General features: G+C 40.5%; 18 protein-coding genes. 10 read left to right on the top strand and 8 right to left on the bottom strand.

The features are described from left to right. Nucleotides 1–2: 2 nt before the first annotated feature. Together ACSX1H_RS09660 and dnaK are read left to right on the top strand one after the other, a co-directional pair. Nucleotides 3–1,244: an efflux RND transporter periplasmic adaptor subunit gene (locus ACSX1H_RS09660; protein ID WP_439183656.1), complete on the top strand. Its 1,242-nt coding sequence runs from the start codon at nt 3–5 to the stop codon at nt 1,242–1,244. Nucleotides 1,245–1,415: 171 nt separating this feature from the next. Then, the gene (gene dnaK / locus ACSX1H_RS09655; protein ID WP_439183655.1) at nt 1,416–3,323 is read left to right on the top strand and encodes a molecular chaperone DnaK; all 1,908 of its coding nucleotides are present in this window, start codon (nt 1,416–1,418) and stop codon (nt 3,321–3,323) included. A 200-nt stretch (nt 3,324–3,523) separates the two neighbouring features. Here the strand turns inward: dnaK and ACSX1H_RS09650 are convergent, their stop codons facing one another. The 8 genes from ACSX1H_RS09650 to ACSX1H_RS09615 all read right to left on the bottom strand — a co-directional run bounded on the left by ACSX1H_RS09650 (nt 3,524) and on the right by ACSX1H_RS09615 (nt 11,148). Continuing rightward, a complete protein-coding gene (locus ACSX1H_RS09650) occupies nt 3,524–4,345 on the bottom strand; it encodes an EFR1 family ferrodoxin (RefSeq protein ID WP_439183654.1) in 822 nt (273 codons plus the stop codon). 198 nt (nt 4,346–4,543) lie between these two features. Further along, complete coding sequence (locus tag ACSX1H_RS09645) at nt 4,544–5,968, bottom strand: amidohydrolase family protein (protein ID WP_439183653.1); 1,425 nt, start codon at nt 5,966–5,968, stop codon at nt 4,544–4,546. A 381-nt stretch (nt 5,969–6,349) separates the two neighbouring features. Continuing rightward, a complete protein-coding gene (locus tag ACSX1H_RS09640) occupies nt 6,350–6,982 on the bottom strand; it encodes an energy transducer TonB (protein ID WP_439183651.1) in 633 nt (210 codons plus the stop codon). 101 nt (nt 6,983–7,083) lie between these two features. Beyond that, nucleotides 7,084–7,524, bottom strand: a complete 441-nt coding sequence (locus ACSX1H_RS09635; protein ID WP_439183650.1) for a hypothetical protein — start codon at nt 7,522–7,524, stop codon at nt 7,084–7,086. 264 nt (nt 7,525–7,788) lie between these two features. After that, a complete protein-coding gene (locus tag ACSX1H_RS09630; RefSeq protein ID WP_439183649.1) occupies nt 7,789–9,189 on the bottom strand; it encodes an RNA-binding domain-containing protein in 1,401 nt (466 codons plus the stop codon). Nucleotides 9,190–9,304: 115 nt separating this feature from the next. Further along, on the bottom strand, nt 9,305–9,862 hold the full coding sequence (locus tag ACSX1H_RS09625; protein WP_439183648.1) for a hypothetical protein: 558 nt from the start codon (nt 9,860–9,862) through the stop codon (nt 9,305–9,307). After that, nucleotides 9,863–10,729 (bottom strand): YkvA family protein, encoded by an 867-nt coding sequence (locus ACSX1H_RS09620; protein WP_439183647.1) that lies wholly within the window; start codon nt 10,727–10,729, stop codon nt 9,863–9,865. A 2-nt stretch (nt 10,730–10,731) separates the two neighbouring features. Next, on the bottom strand, nt 10,732–11,148 hold the full coding sequence (locus ACSX1H_RS09615; RefSeq protein WP_439183646.1) for a hypothetical protein: 417 nt from the start codon (nt 11,146–11,148) through the stop codon (nt 10,732–10,734). A gap of 779 nt (nt 11,149–11,927) precedes the next feature. On the opposite strand from ACSX1H_RS09615, the gene ACSX1H_RS09610 reads away from it, so the two are divergent. The 8 genes from ACSX1H_RS09610 (at nt 11,928) to ACSX1H_RS09575 (ending at nt 21,014) form a co-directional block, all read left to right on the top strand. Further along, entirely contained in the window at nt 11,928–12,311 is a 384-nt protein-coding gene (locus ACSX1H_RS09610) for an HU family DNA-binding protein (protein WP_439183645.1), read from the top strand. 240 nt (nt 12,312–12,551) lie between these two features. Beyond that, nucleotides 12,552–13,406, top strand: a complete 855-nt coding sequence (locus ACSX1H_RS09605) for a toxin-antitoxin system YwqK family antitoxin (protein WP_439183644.1) — start codon at nt 12,552–12,554, stop codon at nt 13,404–13,406. 4 nt (nt 13,407–13,410) lie between these two features. Then, the gene (locus ACSX1H_RS09600) at nt 13,411–15,009 is read left to right on the top strand and encodes a S8 family serine peptidase (RefSeq protein WP_439183643.1); all 1,599 of its coding nucleotides are present in this window, start codon (nt 13,411–13,413) and stop codon (nt 15,007–15,009) included. Nucleotides 15,010–15,013: 4 nt separating this feature from the next. Next, on the top strand, nt 15,014–16,399 hold the full coding sequence (gene xseA / locus ACSX1H_RS09595) for an exodeoxyribonuclease VII large subunit (RefSeq protein ID WP_439183642.1): 1,386 nt from the start codon (nt 15,014–15,016) through the stop codon (nt 16,397–16,399). A 56-nt stretch (nt 16,400–16,455) separates the two neighbouring features. Beyond that, nucleotides 16,456–18,696, top strand: a complete 2,241-nt coding sequence (locus tag ACSX1H_RS09590; protein ID WP_439183641.1) for a tetratricopeptide repeat protein — start codon at nt 16,456–16,458, stop codon at nt 18,694–18,696. Nucleotides 18,697–18,698: 2 nt separating this feature from the next. Then, nucleotides 18,699–18,899: an exodeoxyribonuclease VII small subunit gene (xseB, locus tag ACSX1H_RS09585; protein WP_439183640.1), complete on the top strand. Its 201-nt coding sequence runs from the start codon at nt 18,699–18,701 to the stop codon at nt 18,897–18,899. Nucleotides 18,900–19,138: 239 nt separating this feature from the next. Next, the gene (locus tag ACSX1H_RS09580; RefSeq protein ID WP_439183639.1) at nt 19,139–20,179 is read left to right on the top strand and encodes a GMP reductase; all 1,041 of its coding nucleotides are present in this window, start codon (nt 19,139–19,141) and stop codon (nt 20,177–20,179) included. Between the two features lie 259 nt (nt 20,180–20,438). Further along, complete coding sequence (locus ACSX1H_RS09575) at nt 20,439–21,014, top strand: glutamine amidotransferase-related protein (RefSeq protein ID WP_439183638.1); 576 nt, start codon at nt 20,439–20,441, stop codon at nt 21,012–21,014. Nucleotides 21,015–21,177 lie beyond the last annotated feature (163 nt).

The raw sequence follows: 21,177 nt of genomic DNA, 5'->3' as shown, positions 1-21,177 counted from the left end.
GCATGAAGAAAACAATAACCGGCATACTGGCAGCAATTGGCCTGCTGACACTACTGATTTGGCAGCCCTGGAAAATTGGCCAACAGACTGGCAATACAGTAACTGTTAAAAAGGGTAAGATTGAATCTACTGTGTCGGCCGCCGGTGAGTTAAAAGCAGAAAAAGCCATGGACATCCTCATACCCGAAGTCTGTTTTGATGAAGAACTAGACATTTGGTCCATAAAAATACTGAGCATTGCCGATGAAGGAAAAATTGTTACAAAAGGCGAACAGGTTGCCCAGCTCGACCCAACCGAAGTAGAAGAAGCCATGGCCATAGCGCGCGATAAGCTCAGCGAGCTGTACACCCAACTAGAAGATGCCAGAATTGATTCGAGTCTGGCGCTGGCGGCGCAAAGAGAAACCATTCAAAAACAGCGGGATTTGGTGATGGACACAGAAATAAAGGTTGAGCAGTCATCCTACGAATCGCCCGCCATTCAAAGGCAAACACAAATTGAACTGGAAAAAGCACAACGCTCTTTGTCTAAAACACAGCGCGACCTGATTACCATCGCTCAAAAACACAAAACACAAATTGCACGCAGCCACCGTAAAATCAAACGCTACGAATACAAACTGTCACTTTTGGAACAACTCAGAAGCCAACTCATTATAGCATCGCCCGGCGATGGCATGATTGTGTATGGCAACGGATACGATGGGCAGAAAATTAAAGTGGGCGCCACTGTTGGACGTTACATGCCCCTCATTGCCACCCTCCCCGATTTGAGCTCTCTGATCTCTGAAATATATGTCAAAGAAATCGACATTGCCAAGATTGAAGTGGGACAAACCGTCAATATTGCTGTCAGCGCCCTGTCTGATAAAGTGTTTCAGGGACAAATAAAGAGCATTGCCAACATTGGCCAGGTTATCCCCGGCACCTTTCAAAATGGCTTTAAGGTAATTGTGGAACTGCATAACCATGAAGCCGCACTGCTTCCGAACATGACCACCAACAACACTATAATTACCAACAGCCGGGCCAATACTTTGCTGGTGGATAAAAGAGCTGTTAAAGGCAATGATTCCATAAACTATGTGTTTAAACGAACAGGCTGGTCCACCATTAAACAGGAAGTCGAGGTGGGCATCGAAAACGAAGAATTTATTGAAATACTGCAAGGGCTTAACGAACACGAGCAGGTATACCTCAACGCTCCCAAAGGAGCTGAGTCGGCTGAGGTCTTCAGTTTGTAAGCGCCGGCTTGTCATTCTGTCACTCAACCTGACAGAGTTTTCCTGCTTTTGGGATTCATCCTGTCATTATTGCACAAAAAGAAGCGCATTTACTAATGGCACACCATTTGATTATCCCTCACCGTAATTTTGAAATAATCATTAAAAGAATAACAAGATAATTGCATAACAATGGGAAAAATTATTGGTATCGACTTAGGAACAACTAACTCTTGTGTTTCTGTAATGGAAGGAAATGAGCCGGTTGTAATTCCAAACAGCGAAGGTAAAAGAACAACACCTTCAATCGTAGCGTTTGTTGAAGGTGGAGAAAGAAAAGTAGGTGATCCGGCCAAACGCCAGGCTATTACCAACCCACATAAGACTATTTATTCGATTAAGCGTTTCATGGGTTCGATGTATGATGAGATCCCTAACGAAGTAAAGCGTGTGCCTTATGAAGTAGTTAAAGGGGACAACAACACACCACGTGTAAAAATCGATGACCGTTTATATTCAGCTCAGGAAATTTCTGCCATGACTCTTCAGAAAATGAAGAAAACAGCAGAAGATTACCTGGGACAAGAAGTGACTGAAGCAGTAATTACCGTGCCTGCCTACTTTAATGATGCACAGCGTCAGGCGACTAAAGAAGCGGGTGAAATTGCCGGTCTGAAAGTTAGCCGTATCATCAACGAGCCTACAGCCGCCTCATTGGCATATGGTTTGGATAAGATGGACCGCGACATGAAAGTTGCCGTATTCGACCTTGGTGGTGGTACGTTCGATATTTCGGTATTGGAATTAGGTGATGGCGTATTCGAAGTAAAATCAACCAATGGTGATACTCACCTGGGTGGTGATGACTTTGATGACGTAATCATTAACTGGTTGGCCGATGAGTTTATGAAAGACGAAAACATCGACCTGCGTAAAGACCCAATGGCGCTGCAGCGTTTGAAAGATGCGGCTGAAAAAGCGAAGATTGAATTATCTTCATCAACTAATACTGAGATCAACTTGCCATACATCATGCCTGTTGACGGTATTCCAAAGCACTTGGTACGCAGCTTGTCGCGCTCACAGTTTGAGCAACTGGCAGACAACCTGATTCAGCGCACCCTTGAGCCTTGTAAAGCGGCATTGAAAGATGCTGGCATGAGCCCTTCTGAAATCGATGAAGTAATTCTGGTGGGTGGTTCAACACGTATCCCAGCTATCCAAAAGGTAGTTGAAGATTTCTTTGGTAAAGCGCCGTCAAAAGGTGTAAACCCTGATGAAGTAGTTGCCATTGGTGCGGCTATCCAGGGTGGTGTATTAACCGGAGAAGTAAAAGACGTTCTGCTTCTTGACGTAACGCCTCTTTCATTGGGTATTGAAACCATGGGTGGTGTAATGACAAAATTAATTGAAGCGAACACAACGATTCCAACCAAGAAATCAGAAACCTTTACAACTGCGGTTGACAACCAGCCATCAGTAGAGATTCATGTGTTGCAGGGTGAGCGCTCAATGGCTAAAGACAACAAAACCATTGGCCGTTTCCACCTGGATGGTATTCCACCAGCACCACGTGCAACACCTCAGATTGAAGTAACATTCGATATTGATGCCAACGGTATTTTGCATGTAACAGCTAAGGATAAAGCTACCGGCAAAGAGCAGAGTATTCGTATCGAAGCTTCTTCAGGCCTTTCTGATGACGAAATCAAACGCATGAAAGAAGAAGCGGATGCAAATGCAGATGCTGATAAGCAAGCCAAAGAAAAAATCGATAAGTTGAATGGTGCTGACAGCTTGATTTTCCAAACTGAAAAGCAACTGAAAGAGTTTGGTGACAAATTGCCAGCCGACAAAAAGCAACCTATCGAAGCGGCGCTTGAGAAGCTGAAAGAAGCCCACAAAGCACAGGACATTGCGGCTATCGATGCTGCAACTACTGAGTTGAACACAGTATTCCAGGCAGCTTCGCAAGAGATGTACAACGCCAGCCAGCAGGCAGGTGCTCAGGGTGGTGCACAACCAGGACCTGATGCCGGCGCACAGCAAGGCGGTAAAGATGACGAAGTAACTGATGTAGACTTCGAAGAAGTAAAGTAAACCACTATCGTAAGCGATAGACGAGAATAAACAAATCCCGGTAAAACGCTGTTTTACCGGGATTTTTGTGTTGTATTAGTTAGTAAAGGAACGGAAAATTGCACGAATTAGTAGGAGATTGCGTGGCAGTAACCTATCAAGCCACTAAGCAGTTTGAGCAGGCTACAAACCTTGATATTTACCACTTCGCCTGCCATTACTTATACAAAATATTTGGGTTCTTTTCTCATTGAACAATTGAGAAACAGGTTATCTCTAATTGTATTGACTATTGAGTTATCCAAGGTTCTCGCTTCATCAGGACAATATTTTACACAAGCACAGCATAACGTGCACAATTCACCGTTTGTTATAACTGTTTCTTGGATGGTTATCGCATTGGTAGGGCATGAATCGACACAAACACCGCATTGATTGCAGCGATCATTATCTGTTTCTGGATGTGCAGTTGCAGGAAATTGTTTATGCGCTTTATAGGGATGGTTACCCGGTATATTCAGTTCTGAGGGCGAGTTGATATCCTTCATTTTTTCAGTTATCATCCCAGCAAAATCCCTACACTTTTCTAAATCTTGTTTATCCGGTCTGTTCTTGGCTATCGGTTTTTCATTCGTTGAATATGAATGTTCTCCGATAAATGCAGCGCCGGCAATTATCTTAAAGCCACAATTACTTGCAATTTCCTTAAGTTCTAACAGTGAATCATCATAATCTCGATTACCGTACACAACCACAATGACTGCCGGCGATTGATTCGACTGAACCTTTTTTAGTGTCTCAACAGCTGTTATTGGCAAGCGTCCTGCATATACAGGCATCCCAATTATAGTGAGGCAATTATTAGTTATTTTGGCCATTGATTCGGTCCTATTTTCGGCAATGTTATTCTCTGAGATAAGTTTAAATCCCATGTTTTGACCAATTTCCCTAACAATTTTTTGTGTCGTTTTTGTCGGTGAATAATAAATCAGACTTAAAGTTTCCATTGTTTCTAATCCTCTATTTAAAAGTAATTCATTCATCTGATAATGGACTCCTTCGCTCCCTCTATATTGCCAAAGGCTTGCCGCTTATCATCGTAGGCGAAATTAACCTCACCAACCCTCCAAATTGAGCGGAGCCAACTCACCAATTTGCCGTGGTCTGCCGAAGTCACAAAACATCCAAAATTAGTTGGCCTCCATATGCGTTATGGGCCACTGTAAGGCACAGTTTTTTTATTAATTTTTTAAACTATTCAAGAGGTCGTTCCAATCATATCTTTCTTTGTTGGCATTATTCCATTTCTCAACATCTGAAAGCATTATATCTATTTTGCTTCTGTCAATCCATTTACCATTTACGAATACACCTGAAATTTTTCGTGTATTGCTGATGTTATCTAAAGGGTTTTCATCTAACAAAATCAAATCTGCAAACTTTCCTGTTTCTATTGTTCCTAATTTATCGCCAATTTCAAGCCATTCAGCTCCTAATCGTGTTGCAGAAGCCAATGCCTCTTCATTAGTCAATCCAGATTCTACTAACAATTTAAGTTCGTCGTGAAGCGAAAATCCCCAAACAATACCAGAGATTCCAGCATCTGTTCCTGCCACCATAGGCACGCCAGCTTCCTTAAACGCTTTTACAATAAGAATATGAAAGTTGTAGAGTTTATTATAATATTCAATTAATTTATCAGATGCTCCATAGTAACCATTTGAAGTTAACCATTTACTTTGCATAAGAGGATGGACATATTTAAAGCCTTGTAAGTTTTGGATGCTCTGTAATGTTTTAGCCTGTTGGCTAATGGAAAGCATATTGGTTAGATTAGGAATTAACCAAGTGCCATTATCTTTTGCTAAACGTGCAAATTCCTGTGCTTTTTCATAGCTGTAATCGCCTGTTTGTTTCGATAACTCTTCGGCGTGTGCAATTAAACCAAAATGGGGAACAAAAAAATCTTTGGCTGGTTTCCCCTCGAAAGCAACTGGAATATGACCTACCACTTTCATATTTTGTTTTTTGGCTTCATCTATAACCGCTTTAAAGGTTTCTTCATCTAACCAAGTGTATACCTTGATAAATTCATAGCCTTCCTCTTTGGCAAAACGTACTGCATTTCTTCCATCAGATGGGGTTTTAGCTATTGGATTCGATTTTTTGCCTCCAATTACTTTGGCTAATGCCATCCGCGGACCAATTACATCGCCTCTTATAATTTCATTACGTTGCCCAAAATGTTCTGTTCTTGCTCCTAAATCAAAAACAGTTGTAACACCATTAGCTATGTAAGGTGTCATATTGTACTGTGTATTATAGCTTACTAATGGTCCTTTAGTTGGATAAATTACAAAAGGACTTCCATCGGCAAGTGTATGAACGTGCATATCAATTAATCCAGGAATTAGCCATTTATCGGTTCCGTCAATAATTGTAGCGTCTTTAGGGATTGACTTATTGATAGAGTAGATTTTGTTTTCCTTTATTAAAATTGTAGTGTTTTCAATGACTTTATTTTCTTTGGTCATTGGAATTACATTCACATTCTTTATGGCATAAGTAGTGTTCGCTTGTTGGTTGTTTTTTAAACTTGAATTGCTTTGGGCGTTTAAATTGAAGCTGATAACTGTAAACAGCATTAGATGTTTTAAGAATTTCATTTTGATTGATTTTTTACTTTATTAGACAGAAAGCCTAATCTTTTGTTACAGTTTTTGGTCAAAATTCTGCCTAACGCAAAAATAAACGTCGGTATTTCAGTGATTTATGTTTTTGTGCTAATCTCTAAATTTCACCTGTTTAATGCTCCCAATTTTACCTTCGCTTCAGAAATCAATAAACCCTTAAGAGATTGATTAGCTTGTTTTAAAATCAATCTCTAGGTTTATAGGGGGAGTGTTGCCCAACGGTTGCTGGATTTAGTCGTGGCGAATTGGTCGTGGTGTCGTGTCACCCTTTAGGATTTACAGGACGCTAGACAAAGGCGTCAGGACGAGCAAACCAAGCCATGCTTTATTCCAGCGTGTTGGCAAGCTTAATTATTAGTTTAGCACAAATTTTATTGGGATCGTAAAAGTAACTTCAACAGATTCTCCATGGAGTTTACCAGGTTTCCAACCATTTGCTAGGCTGACTACTCTAATCGCTTCTTCATTTAATAGTTCGCTAGGGGTTCTGACTACTTTAGGGTTAGTAATATTGCCATCTTTAGAAAGAACAAACTCAACATAAACTTTACCTTGAACGCCATTTGATTGAGCTTTAAGTGGATAAGTTAGGTTTCTATTGATAAAACTTCTAAGCGAATCAAGTCCTCCTGGATACTCTGGTTTTTCTATAATATCATATTGCTTTACCTCATTTCCTTCTTTATCCCAATAGGTTCCTTTTTTAAAATGATTATTTTTATATATCTCTTTACTACAAATTTTACCTGAGTCATAATACCAAATCCGTTCTCCATGTTTTAATCCATTTTGATATTCGCTAATAGCTATAAGTTTTCCTTCCGATGTATAAGTTTTCCAAACACCTTGTTTACCACCATTACCTTTCTTACCAATTTCATAGCCAAGATTATTAGCCCTATAAATAGTGTCAATTTGACCTATTACGTTAGTCGTATTGATGAGAAAAAATAGAATAATAGTAGTCAGTGTAAATTTGTTTTTCATATCGCTATTATTATGCTTGCCAACGTTACGGCTTTGAAGCTGTAGGCTTGTGTTGCGCCTGCGGCAAGCCTATGCTTTATAGCCATTGTTAAAGCATGCATTTATTCATCTTTTAGTAAGTCAAATTTAGCAGCTTCTTCTAAATCATCGTCCAAATCATAGTCATATGAAAAGCTGTAAGTTATCCACTTATCCTTGGGTTTATAGAATTCAAATGTAAAACGAAAGGGTTGGCGGTCATATTTCACTAGAAAAACGTAAAGCTCAAAACAATCACCGAGACTCTTTTTTGTTAAGAGTTGATACCCGTTATATTCTCCAACAAGTTGTTTTAAATCCCGGAATTGAGTTTTCAGTTTAATAACTACATCGGCCTCAGAATTCAACCAAGGAGAATAGGTATAGAGGTTATCAATCGCTTTATCTGGTTTATTTTTACCATAAGTGGTAAAGAAATCTTCGATAATCTTTTCTGGCGTGTCTTGGCTAAAAGTATTAACTGAGAATACTAATAAGGATAGAATCAAGAAAGTTGTTTTCATCTTTTTATCTGTGTTGAGTTAAATAATTCATTTCTGAGATTAAAATGTACTTTGCATGCATGGCATATGAAATGGGATTTTATAAAAAGGCACTATAGTGTTTGTTTCTTAATGCCAACGGTAAATTGCATGAGTAGTGGCAGATTGCGTGGCAGTTAGCTATCAACCCAGTACAAATTTTATTAAATGTGCAAAAGTTTAAATTACACACATCCCATGGCTTACGTATATTGCGTGTTAGCTGCTGACCTTTTAATCAATTTATTAAGCTTTATCGATAATCTTGTAAGAAAAGTTAAAAGCAGACGCATTCTCATCAACAGGTTCAATTTTTCCTAATTTTCTTAACTTCTGAAAAGCTTTTTTTATTTTATTCACATCATCCTCTCCACTTAAATCTCTTACCATCCGATTCGTAATCGTTGAATTACTAGAGTCTTCTGAAAGATAATTTAGAATTATGTCTTCTAACGAAGCAAGTCTCTTATGTTTTATTGTAATTTTAACGGAATTATCCAATTCTTCAATAATAGGGTCAATTAATCCTGCTTTTTTCATTTCATTTTTCACTGTATCAAGACCTTCACCTATATCATGATTCACAGGATCTGGTAAATTATGCAGCAGCCTTACTATATTAGGATTTCTTGAAAAACGTTCATTATATATATTATTTAAAGTAATATATCCAGGTAGTTTTCCTGGACTAATAACTTCAATTCTGTTATCAAATATGCGAATATGTATATCATCGTTTAAACTGTAATCACGATGAATTACAGCGTTAACTAAAATTTCATGAATTGCTTTACTTGGATAAATGAATTTTTCCAATTCTCCATTAACTGTTATAGATGTATCCTTTAATAATTCATTAACTAATTTGATGGCTTCATGTATCTGGTTTTCAATTGGACCATTTATCGTTTTGGGAGCTTCTTTTAATTGTTCCCTTTTATATGTATCATCGCTTGTCAAAAGACGATATACTTTTATAGCACATCGGGTATCTAATGTTGCCTGAGGTTCTTCTTCAAAAAGTAAAGCACAAGCAACATTAGGTTTTAATTCTTTTTCTCTGAAACTTAATAACCTTTGTTTCTTTAGAAAAATTGGAACATCTAAATTAGATTTTACTCTTACCATATAATCGAATAGAATTTCATTATATTCAAATTCATCTACATCCAAAATGTCAATTGGTTGTTTTTCATATACTAAAGCACCCTTAGCATATCCTAACTGAGTAATTCTATCTCCTTTTATCTTGTCTTTCCGTGCGTTTATTCTTAAGAAGCAATCACCATTTGAACAATAATGAACCTTAGAGCTTTTGGGGATGTTTAAATGAAGAACAAAACCTTTATCATTAAAATCGATAAATTCTACATCTACATTTTCAACAGCAGGCTCTGTTAATTCAAGTACAGTATGTAAAATATCATTTGCTTCTTCTTTTGTTTGAAATCCTTTTAATCTATCTTTTGTTTTTTTTTCATCTTCAACACCAATCCAGATTTCACCTCCGTCTGCATTAGCAAAAGCAACAAAAGTTTCTTGCAATTTAGAAGGCTTAATATCCTTGCTTTTTAAATCATTAAAGTGATCTTCCTTTAAATCTAATAATTTTTTATACTCATCTTTTCCTGGTAGTCTTGTTTCCATAATATATAGTTTCAAGTTTTGCGGTTCGTTCTTTTTGTTTGCAGCCAACGGTGGCTGCATGCATGCAGCGTACCTTGTGTTGTGCCTGCGGCAAGGTATGCTTTATGGCAGCGTGTTACAAGCTGCCATTTTTATTTAGAAGATGCTGCTTCAGTTTTTCTTCGATTTGTAAAAACCTCAAAATAGGCGATGTTAATGCCTGAGAAGTTTCTTTAGCTCTAGCTCTAAGTTTATTTATACAATCTAAATAACTTTCGTTATAGATAAGTTCAAGGTCTATACTCTGTCGTTCTAATAATGTGTTTTTTATTGTAATAATATCATTTAATTGATTATTCTTCGCATTCTCTTTTTTCGGTATTTTAATGATTGGAGTCCATAACATAAAATGACATTTATAACCGCTAAAATTCTTACGTGCATATTTTACATTTTTTGTGAATTTATCAACAAACCGATTCACATTGTCAGGTCTATTATTTTTGGTGTATTGTAGTCCCGTTTCCAAATGAGTTGCAACTTCACAAATAAAAACTTCTTTCTTTACTGAATCAATGCCGACCACGTCAATTTCCCCCTGGGTAAATTTTGTTTGGAGATTATACTCAACAAAGTCACATTTTTTTATTTCTCTTAGGTATTGTCCAACTAAATGTTCACCAGGATTCTCCATCTAATTTTTATTTGTAAACCAATCATTATTATAGCTTCGTTCTATTTTATTTTTATCAAATTTTGATAAGCCAACTTGTTCTGAAAAATAATCTAGAAATTCACGCTCTTGCTCATTAATTTGATTATCTGAATTTGTTATAGAAAAGGCATAGAAATACCATAAATCTACAAACTCATTATTATCATTTATGAAATTAAATATTTCATTGGTATTTAAAGGCTTTATAAATGTTTTCGCAATTGTATCTTCTATGATATCCCTTTGGACATCAATAGATTCTAGCATTGATTCAGGTAAAATACCTTCTTCTGAAAATATATAATCATTTATAATTTCTTTACACTTTTTATCTTCATCTTCTGATAATTCATTGTCAGAGTATGCGGCATGTGATAACAATGAAATAAACACCTTTACTCTTTCAATTTTTTCTTCTTGGGTGCTTTCGCCTGATGTTTCAATAAGTGAATCGCCATTCTTTTGACTCGATGAATCTGAAGCAACTTTATACACCATTGCAGCAAACATGGATGCTGCAGTAACAACAACAGTTGCATCATCACTTAATCCAAGCATTGGAACAACATCTGGGATTGCATCAATCGGTGTTATAACATACATTAATGCTCCAATTGGCACCGTTTTTTGAGCAATTGAAACTTCCTTATCTTTAATGCCTTCCCACAATACACCTACCTTTTCCCATACAGTCTTTAATGGCCCTTTATTCATTGAAGAAATCTTTTCACTAATTTTTGTAATATCATTAATGTTAACTTTCTCCTTAAAATCATTAAAGATTGACATAGTCAGTTCGTGTACTTTTTGTTTATCAAAGGCTTTTGATTTAATGTTTAAACTCATTATTAATTTTTCGATTTATTGATGACTTCTTTAACTTCATCAATTACATTCTCAACAACTTCTTTTACGATAGGTACGATTACTGCCGCAGCTATAGCACCTCCAATAATTTTCTTCTTATTGATATTTTTCAAACTAATTGTTTTCGAAGATGACATTTGAGATTTAGATTTCTTTTTTTTCTCATTTGCTTTTTTAGCATTTACAACATTTGTATCCACCAGAGGATTAATCTTATAGCCAAGCGAATTTTCTTTGATTTTTATACCTGGACATTCTTGTTTTACAAATTGGATTAAATTGTTCTTTGAACGAAGCTTATAGGCTAATTCTGAATCCATTTCTTTTTCTATATCAATTTTGTAATTGCCATTTAGCTCTCCGTGTCCATGAACTTTAAAAATTACTTTCTTAGCCATTATTTTTATTTAAGATTATTCCTTTTGTGCTATTTGAATTTGGTTGCTTGTAACTACTCTCCATCCCCACCCTTCTGCCCAATATATTTGCTACATCAACAGTTAAGGGTGGCAGCTATCCCGTTTAGCCAATGCTAAATTAAATATTTTGTTTAATCCACAAGGGTGGAGTTGATAAATATTATTAGTGTTAATAAAGGGAATTACGTAGTTGGTGCCTCACTGTAAATCAGGTGCTGATGCACCTTGCTTGTTTACCCGCCCGGCCTGTAGCAGGCGTATTAAGTCTCCCCTGCATTTTTAGGTCCCATCAATCATCTTGCATCTTATGTGGTGTGTCTTACACCTTCGCCAAACAGCTATTACACACCCTCAATTAATTTTATAAGAATTTTTCCACTCTATATACTTAATTATTATCACTTTACAAATACACTCAAACTAACGGTTGATTATTTTTTATGTTACTATTTTCGTTTTCTGCTATTAATAGATTAGAGGCCCTTATTTACGCCTTGCAAAAACCAAAAAACCAAACACATAACCAATATGCACACAGAAGTTTTTTCGCCCGACATACCAGTCCCCTCAAAAAGTCTCTTGCTACTTTTCTAAAAGTGTCTTGTTACTTTTCAAAAAGTGTCCTGACACTTTTCAGAAAGTCTCTTGATGATTTTTTGAATGGCCCTGCAGACTTTATAACAACCAGATAACCAAACCGATTTTTCTATCTGCAGCAACGGCTGCAACTAAATCAATAACCATAAATTTTAAAACGTATGTCAATTATTAAATTCAAAATCATTACGCGGGGCAACCCCAGACAACCAGAATTACCGAAAAAGCACTACGCCACTATTGTGCGCCCACGCAACGTCACCCTCGAAACCCTGGCCAAACGTATCTCGGAGATATCGCCCGTTAATGAGCTGGATACCCTAACAACCTTAACGGCCTTATCCAGGGTAATTCCGGAGTTTTTAACCGCAGGGGCCACGGTTGAAATGGGCGATCTTGGCCGCCTGCAGGTCAGCATCTCCAGCGAAGGTACCGACACCGAAGAGGACTTTAGCAAGGCGCTGATTAAAAACTGCAAAGTAAGCTTCCAGCCAAGTGTAAAAGTAAAAGAAACCCTCAAGGCTGCTAAGTACGAGAAAGCTTAAAAGCAATGGATGGTTCACGAGTGAATCACTGCATTGATTGCCTGCCCCTTAATTTTGCAGACTGTTACATACCAAACATAAAGCAATTGGCCTACACCTGGGCAGTACATCAATAAATTCTAAAAAAGTCGCCTCCCGAGGGGACTTTTTTTTATATTTTTGAAACTTGATGTTCAAATCTGAGTAACCATTAACGAGTATTTTCACTCAGGATTATTTCAATTATAAAAGTAATTTAACATGAGACTGAAGTTCTTTCTTCTTTCGATAGCTTTACTGGTAGCCGCTGCTACAGCCACTGGTCAAACCGATGTGTTTGGGAACAAAATACCGGCTAAGAAGAAGCAGGTTACGCCCATCCCCTACAACTATAACCAAACCGATGCCAATGGTCTGAAGCAAGGCCCCTGGGAAAAGCGCTACACCGATGGCTCCGTATTGTACAAAGCCACCTTTAAAAATGATAAACCGGTTGGGAGCTACACCCGCTACTACCCCAACGGCCAGCTAAGTGTAGAAATTATTTATGATCAAGAAGGAAAAGAGGGGAAAGCGCAACTGTTTGATGAAAATGGCGAGCTCACCTCCACGGGAAGTTACCTGGGGCGCCAAAAAGCAGGCACCTGGACGTATTATGGCCCCAAGCAATTGGTGGTGGCAACCGAGGAGTATGTCAATGGCCGGTCGCACGGCCAATACACGGTGTATTACCCCAATGGAACGGTTGCCGAAACCATCAGCTGGAAGCATGGACAAAAAGATGGTGAATGGCTTAAGTATTATGAGAATGGGACGCTGCGCCTGAAAACCCAATACATTAACGACCAGCTACACGGAAAATACCTGCATTATTTCGACAACGGACAGCTGGAGATTGATGCCAACTACCACAACGACAAGGAAGATGGCGAATGGCTGTTCTACCATGCCGACGGAACAATCAATTACCGCCTTAAATACGACGATGGCCAGCTTCTGAACCCCGAAGTAATTGAGCAGAAAAGAGCTGAAGAACAGGCGGCATACGAACAGAACAAAGCAACCTTAAAAGACCCGGAAAAACTACAAAACAATCCAGACTTGTATTTAAGATAAGCCCATGTTGAAACGCGTGCCAGCCCTAGCCCTGTTACTGTTGTGTCTTATTCAGACGCATGCACAGGATGGCTATTTCGTTTCATTTACCGATAAAAACGGCTCGCCCTACGCCATTGATAAACCCGAATCTTTTTTGTCGCCACGAGCCATTCAAAGGCGCATCAGACAAAACATCCCGCTTGTGGAGAACGATCTGCCGGTTAGCACGGTATATACCGACAGCTTAATTAAGGCCGGCATTGACGTTCGTTACACCACCAAGTGGCTCAACGGGGCCATTGTTTTTAGCCCTAATGGCGAAATGATGGATACCCTGCACCGTGTATCATTTATCAGAACGGTTGAAAAAACCAAACCATCCGCAACTGCCGGAACCAGCCATAAACTGGAACCAAGCTACCCCTCGTTAAAAAGCTTGTCGAATGCCATTTATGGCGAGGCCTGGCAACAGGTAAGCACCGTTAACGGGCACTACCTGCACCAGGCCGGTTATACGGGTAAGGGCCTGCATATTGCGGTGATTGATGCCGGTTTTTACAAAGCCAATGAGCTCCCTTTAACCCAGCACCTGTGGGACGCAGGACAAATACTGGGGACTAAAGATTTTGTGCAGCCCAACGCCGACCTCTTCACCGAAGATGCCCACGGGATGTACGTACTATCCATACTGGCCGGCCAGCAATCCCACCAGTATTACGGAACCGCACCCGATGCCGCCTTTTGGCTATTACGCACCGAAGATGCCGGCTCCGAGCACCCCATTGAACCCGACTATTGGGTTTGTGCTGCCGAATTGGCCGATAGTGCCGGCGTTGATATTATCAGCACTTCACTCGGTTATTACGAGTTTGATGCTCCCTCCACCAGCTATACCTATGCAGACATGAATGCGGGCAGCAGAGCCTCCCGCGCTTCGGATATTGCATCATCAAAAGGGATGCTTGTTATTACCAGTGGCGGCAACGAAGGAAACAGCCCCTGGCGTTACATAGGCGTACCAGCCGATGCGCAGCAATGCCTGGCGGTGGGCGCCATTGAAATGGACAGCACGCGGGCCGCCTTTTCATCCGTTGGCCCTACCCCCGACGGACGGATAAAACCAGAAGTGAGTGCCCTGGGAGTGGCCGTTGCCGTGCAAAATGAGGCAGGCGGCATCAGCCGCGGAAATGGCACCTCTTTTTCCACCCCGCTTATTAGCGGACTGGCAGCCTGCCTGTGGCAATCCTTTCCCGAAAAAAGTGCCGAGCAAATCAGGCAGCTGATAATGGACAGCGGGCATTTACACGCTCAGCCAAACAATGAGCTGGGCTATGGCATTCCGAATTTTGCCAAGGCCGGCCAGGGCCCGGATGAACTTCCAACGAAATGGCACGCTGCGCCCAACCCGTTTAACAAGCAACTGGTACTAAAAGGGCCACTGGAGGCACGTATTACCATTTCAATTGTAGATGTCCTTGGCAACCTTAAGTACCAAAATACCTTTCAGAATGCATCCGTCATTCGCATTCCTGAAGCCGCAGCACTGGCCAATGGAATATATATTGTTACCATTGCAAACAAACACACAAAGCAACACGTTAAAGTGATTAAAAGCCGCTAATACCATGCATCAGAAACACCTTAGCTTATTTGAACTCAACACCAATATTAAAGCACAGTTAAAAGAGGCCTTTCCTTCAAGCTATTGGGTGATTGCTGAAATTAGCGAAATAAGAACAGTGAGAAGCGGGCATTGCTACCTGGAGCTCATCGAAAAAGACAGCGATTCAGATCAAATTAAAGCCAAAGCAAGAGCCACCATCTGGGCCTTTACCTTCCGGATGCTGAAACCGTATTTTGAAACAACGACTAAGCAAACGCTGAACGTGGGACTAAAAATACTGGTCAAGGTTACCGTTGAGTTTCAGGAGGTTTACGGTTACAGCCTCAACATCAAAGATATTGACCCGACTTTTACCCTTGGTGACATTGCGCGCAGAAAGCTCGAAGTGATTCAGCAGCTGCGAGAAGATGGCGTGATGGAAATGAATAAAGAGCTCGAACTGGCGCAGGTACCACAAACCCTGGCAGTTATTTCATCGCCTACAGCAGCAGGTTACGAAGATTTTGTGAACCAGATTGATGCCAATAGTGATGGGTATAAAATATACCACAAACTATTCCCGGCCATTATGCAAGGGGATGGAGCCGAATATTCCATCATCGCGGCTCTTGAAAAAATATATGCCCACGAGAACCTGTTTGATGCAGTCGTTATTATTCGAGGCGGAGGCTCCAGCTCCGACCTGATGTGTTTCGACAGCTATGATTTGGCACTGAACATTGCTCAGTTTCCCCTTCCGGTACTTACCGGTATTGGCCACGAACGCGATGAATCAGTGGCTGACATGGTTGCACACACACGCCTGAAAACACCAACGGCAGTGGCCGAATTCATTATTGAGCGCGTCGGCCTGTTCGACGCCTATCTGCTGGATTTACAGGAACAGTTTGTTTCAGAAATCAGGCAGCTGGTAAACAACGAATCTCACCGCCTGGAATTGGCCGCTCAGCGTTTCCACCCGGTCGTTAGACAGGCGCTGGGCAAAAAAAAGCAGTTTCAAATCGATACGGCTCATCGCCTTGATTTTTCCGTTCGCTCGTATTTTGATAAACAAAGCTCCTTTTTTTCGCATGTCAAAGAGTCGGTTCATTACCTCACAAAAAAGCAGCTGCGCAGCAATACTCAACATCAACATTTTCTGCAAACCCGCCTTAAGCTGGAGGTAAACGCCTTTATTAAAAATCAAAAGCAAAAACTAAAACTGGCCGAACGAACTGCTCAGCTGAGCAACCCGCACGAAGTTTTAAAGCGAGGCTACTCATTAACCTATCTGGAAAACAAGCTTGTCAAAAAACTGGATGACATCCCCGTGGGATCTCAACTTCGAACTCAGCTGCATGAAGGAGAAATAATCAGCCGTGTTGAAAAAATAAGTCACAAAAAATAACATTTTTTTACATGCTTTTTATATTTTGTAGCACTTATTGCTTTTAACGCACTCCAATGATAGCCAAACTTACAACCATTCAATTTGCAACACTGACCCTTTTCTTCTTACTATGCGTGCCCGTCTCTGCTGAAGCCAATGAAACAGCCAGCCAAAACAAGGCCTACCAGCTAATCAAACAAGCACAAAATACCAAAGGAGGACAGCAGGTCATCAGCTTATGCGAACAAGCTGCAGAGGCAGTCTTTCCCGAACAAGATGCAACAGTCAAGTTTGACATCTATTTAAAAGCGGGCGTTCTTCTTTTCGATCAGAAACTGTATGATAAAGCCCAAAAGTACCTGAAAGAAGCGCTGCTATTCGAAGAACACATTGAAGACCAGACCGGTTTAGGAACTGCTGAGGAATACCTTGGGTGGATAGACAATGCCAGCAATAATTACCAGGAGGCCATTGAGCATTTTAACCGGGCAAAAGCATTTTTTACATCTACCAACGAGCTGGAAAAACTGGGAAACACGCACAACAGCCTTGGAGCAATGTACTGGTATCTGCGCAATTACGCTCAGGCACTTGAGCATTTCGACCATGTTTTAACCATTGGCGAAACTATAGACAGCTCTCCACTGCTGAGAAAAGGATTTACCAATAAAGGCGTTGTTCTAAACAACCTGGCCCAATACAACGAAGCACTTATATGCTTTGAAAAAGCCCTGGAACTCAACCAGCTGGACAGTGATGCACAAAACAGGGCCATTCTGCTCAATAACATCGGCAATATTAATAGTGTCTTGAAAAACAAGGAGACAGCCATCCGGCACTATCAGGAGGCACTTGGTATTTACACCCGTTTAGGCGATAAAAAAGGCATTAGCAGCTGCTACAATAACTTAGGTGAGGTATACCTTGACATGGGTAATGTGTTTCAGGCCATCGAAAACTATCAGACCTCTTTGCGCATACAAAAAAAAGAAGGAGACAGCTCAAAAATAGCTGTTTCGTACGTCAATATTGGCCGGGCACACCAGGCCGGTGAACAATACAGCAAGGCCATATCCTATTTCGAGAAGGCGCTTAAATTAATGCTCACCTTTGACGACCCCTCATTAAAAGCCGAAACATATCTGCACCTGGGACAAACACTATTGGTGAATAAACACTACACCCAATCGGCCGAATACCTTAATCAGGCATTAGCGCTGTCTACATCATTAAACGAAAAGGCGCTCTTAGCAAAGTGCTACGATACCTTTGCCAAATGGCACAGCCAACAGGCCAACTATAGAGAGGCGCTGGATTATAAAACTAAATATGCCGCACTAAAAGACTCCATTACTGATGAGCAGGCCATGCTTAGCAGTGCCCGTATGGATGCAGTCTATAAACTGCTTAATAAAGAAGAGCAAATATCTCTTCTCCAACAGGATAACATCACAAAAACAGCCAGCCTGCAAATGGTGCGCAACAGCCGCACAACCTACCTGATTATTACCGCTTTTTTATTGATTGTGATTATCATACTGGTATTGAGCTACAGAAGTCGCCAAAAAACAGAGCGCTTACTCAAGCTGAAAAATGAAGAGCTAAAGCGACTTAACGCCACAAAGGATAAGTTTTTCTCCATTATAGCTCACGATCTGAAGAGCCCTTTTAGTTCACTGATGGGCTTTGCCGAAATACTTACGCTTAATGCGGAATCGAAAAACACGAAAGAAGTAATTGAATATTCACACATCATTCACAACTCAACCAAACGCCTGCTTGGCCTGGTTGAAAACCTGCTGCAATGGTCGCGCACACAGTTGGGCACCACCGAATACCAGCCCAGCCAACTGGATATTTCCATACAAACGCATAACATCGTATCGCTATTGCGCCTGAGTGCCGAAGAAAAAGACATCGTTATCAGTCCGAAAATCCAACGTAACCTCATTGCCTGGGCCGATGAGAATCTTTACAACACGGTGCTGAGAAACCTCATTAGTAATGCCATCAAGTTTTCGCGCATCGGAAGCGTTATCTATGTTACGGCCAGCATTAAAAATAACATGATTGAGGTATCGGTGGCCGACTCGGGCGTGGGCATCCGACAAGAACACCTCGAGAAACTTTTTATGGTCGACTCAACATTTAGTACCAAAGGCACTCTCAATGAAAAAGGCACTGGCATTGGACTGGTGCTGTGCAAGGAGTTTGTTGAGATTAACAAAGGCACAATATGGGCCGAAAGTGAATTGGAGAAAGGCAGTACTTTTTATTTTACATTACCTTTGCACAATACCGCAAACAATAATTAGACATGACCAAAAAAAAGCTCACTTACAACGAAGCCGTTAGCGAAATAGAAGAGATTCTTCAACAAATTGAAAATGAAGAATTAGACGTTGATGATTTATCGGCCAAAGTTAAACGGGTTAGTGCCTTGATAAAAACCTGCAAAGACAAGCTCCATAAAACAGAAGAAGAAGTGGATAAGATTCTTAAAGAAATAGAGTCGTAGGTAAAAAGTCACTCCTGGCTCCGCACCTGCAACATATTTTCTCAATCCACCAAAGCCAAACTGCGGCTAAATACCTCTTGTCAAGTTACTAATAATCAGACTACTGCAGCCCAAATAGCAACTTAATTAAAGCGCAGGAATTAATAGGCTTGCAGGTTAGATCTGTTAGCCGAACAATACATGACTTCTATTTTAGAATAATCATGTATCTTTGTTCGTAATCAAAAAGGAATAGAAAGATGAGAGTAGAATACGACATTAAGTTGGGATTCAAAGACGTCATGTTCAGACCTAAGCGTTCAACACTAAAAAGTCGTTCGCAAGTCAACCTGAAACGCACATTTAAATTTCTGCACACCTCCATTGAATGGACAGGCGTGCCTATAATGGCGGCGAACATGGACACTGTCGGAACTTTTGAGATGGCTACCAAACTAGCCGAAAATGAACTTTTTACCGCTATTCATAAGCACTACACTATTGAAGAGTGGAATAATTACCTGGCTTCGGCACCCGAAAATATTGAGGACTATATTGCGGTAAGTACCGGAACAGGCACCAATGATTTAGATAAGGTAACCAGCATTTTCAATGCGAACCCTCATCTTAAATTTATTTGCATCGATGTGGCCAACGGCTACTCAGAGCATTTTGTTGATTTTGTAAAGCAAGCCCGGGCCTTGTTTCCCAATAAAGTTATTATGGCGGGCAATGTGGTAACAGGTGAAATGGTTGAAGAACTGCTTTTAGCCGGTGCCGACATTATTAAAGTAGGAATTGGTCCCGGGTCAGTATGTACAACCCGGGTTAAAACCGGTGTTGGCTACCCACAATTATCAGCTATTATTGAATGTGCCGATGCCGCTCATGGATTAGGCGGACAGATAATCAGCGATGGTGGCTGCTCTGTTCCCGGCGATGTAGCCAAAGCATTTGGTGCCGGTGCCGATTTTGTAATGCTAGGCGGTATGCTGGCAGGGCACGACGAAAGTGGCGGCATGCTCGTTGAAAAAGATGACAAGAAATACAAACAGTTTTATGGCATGAGCTCAGCCACTGCGATGGATAAACATGCAGGTGGTGTTGCTGAGTATCGGGCCAGCGAAGGTAAAACCGTTGAGGTAGAGTACCGCGGGCCCGTTGAAAATACGCTGCAGGATATTTTAGGCGGTGTGCGCAGTACCTGTACCTATGTTGGTGCGGCGCAACTTAAGGAACTCACCAAGCGCACTACTTTTATTCGTGTGGCCGAACAGGAAAACCGCGTTTACACAAAATAGTTCCAACAAAAAATACCTTTATTAAAGCCGCCTTGTGCGGCTTTTTTTAGTTCGGGCTGCAAGCAGCTTCTCTACATCGGCGCTTATCTCCCTGGGCACCAAAGTCAGATACACTTGCCCTGAGGCGATTCAGGACAGGACAAAAACTTTACAAAATCTTTAAAAAGCGCAGTTAGGTATTGGTTTTTTAGCGTATTTTAGTTTCGCAAATAATTTATTACAGTTATATTTTGTTACGTCTAATTTAGTTTTTAGCTAGATGCTGTTAATCATAGATAACCAAAGTGCTTTCATTAAGAAATTCAAAAGACAATTTCTTTCAGAGCAAGATTTTGATTATGTCTTTTTTGATCATAATCAACCCATTACTTTATCTGCTAAAACCAAAATAAAAGGCATTATTTTATCCGGAGGCAAAGGCAACCCTTACGAGCCCCTCAACCTTACCTCAAACTACGTAGCACTGATGAACTTTGATGTGCCGGTTATTGGTTTTTGCCTGGGCCACGAAATTATTGCTGTCAGCCAGAGAGGAAGAATAAAGAAACTCTCTGAATACCACGGCAAAAAAGAAATCATTACCATTACCAAGCCGGAAGATCCCATATTTGAAGGCCTTAATAAAACCGAGGTATCGCTGGTTAAACGACACGCTTTTCACGTGTCCGAACTACCGGCTTCGTTTGAAAGTTTGGGCACATCGGAAACTTGTTCCAACGAAATTATCAGGCACCGCTCTAAACCTATTTATGGGTTTCAGTCCCACCCTGAAGTATCGGGCGAAGATGGCATGCTGATGGTCAAGAACTTTTTGAAAATATGCAACATCATCTAAACCGCATAACAATCGCGCTTCTTATTGGCTTATAAACTTATTGATGCATCCCTTACTGTGTGCCAACCAGAAGCGGGCAAAGCACTAAGCTAATGTTGATGCACCCTTGCAAATTTGATTATCCAATGGTATATTAAACGCTTGCTGGCTAAGCCGGTGCGTT

Origin of the sequence: Carboxylicivirga taeanensis (assembly GCF_051851475.1) — a bacterium.
Taxonomy (GTDB): Bacteria; Bacteroidota; Bacteroidia; order Bacteroidales; family Marinilabiliaceae; genus Carboxylicivirga; species Carboxylicivirga taeanensis.
Note: the sequence above shows the minus strand (reverse complement) of the source record. Positions and strands in the feature narration are given on the sequence as shown.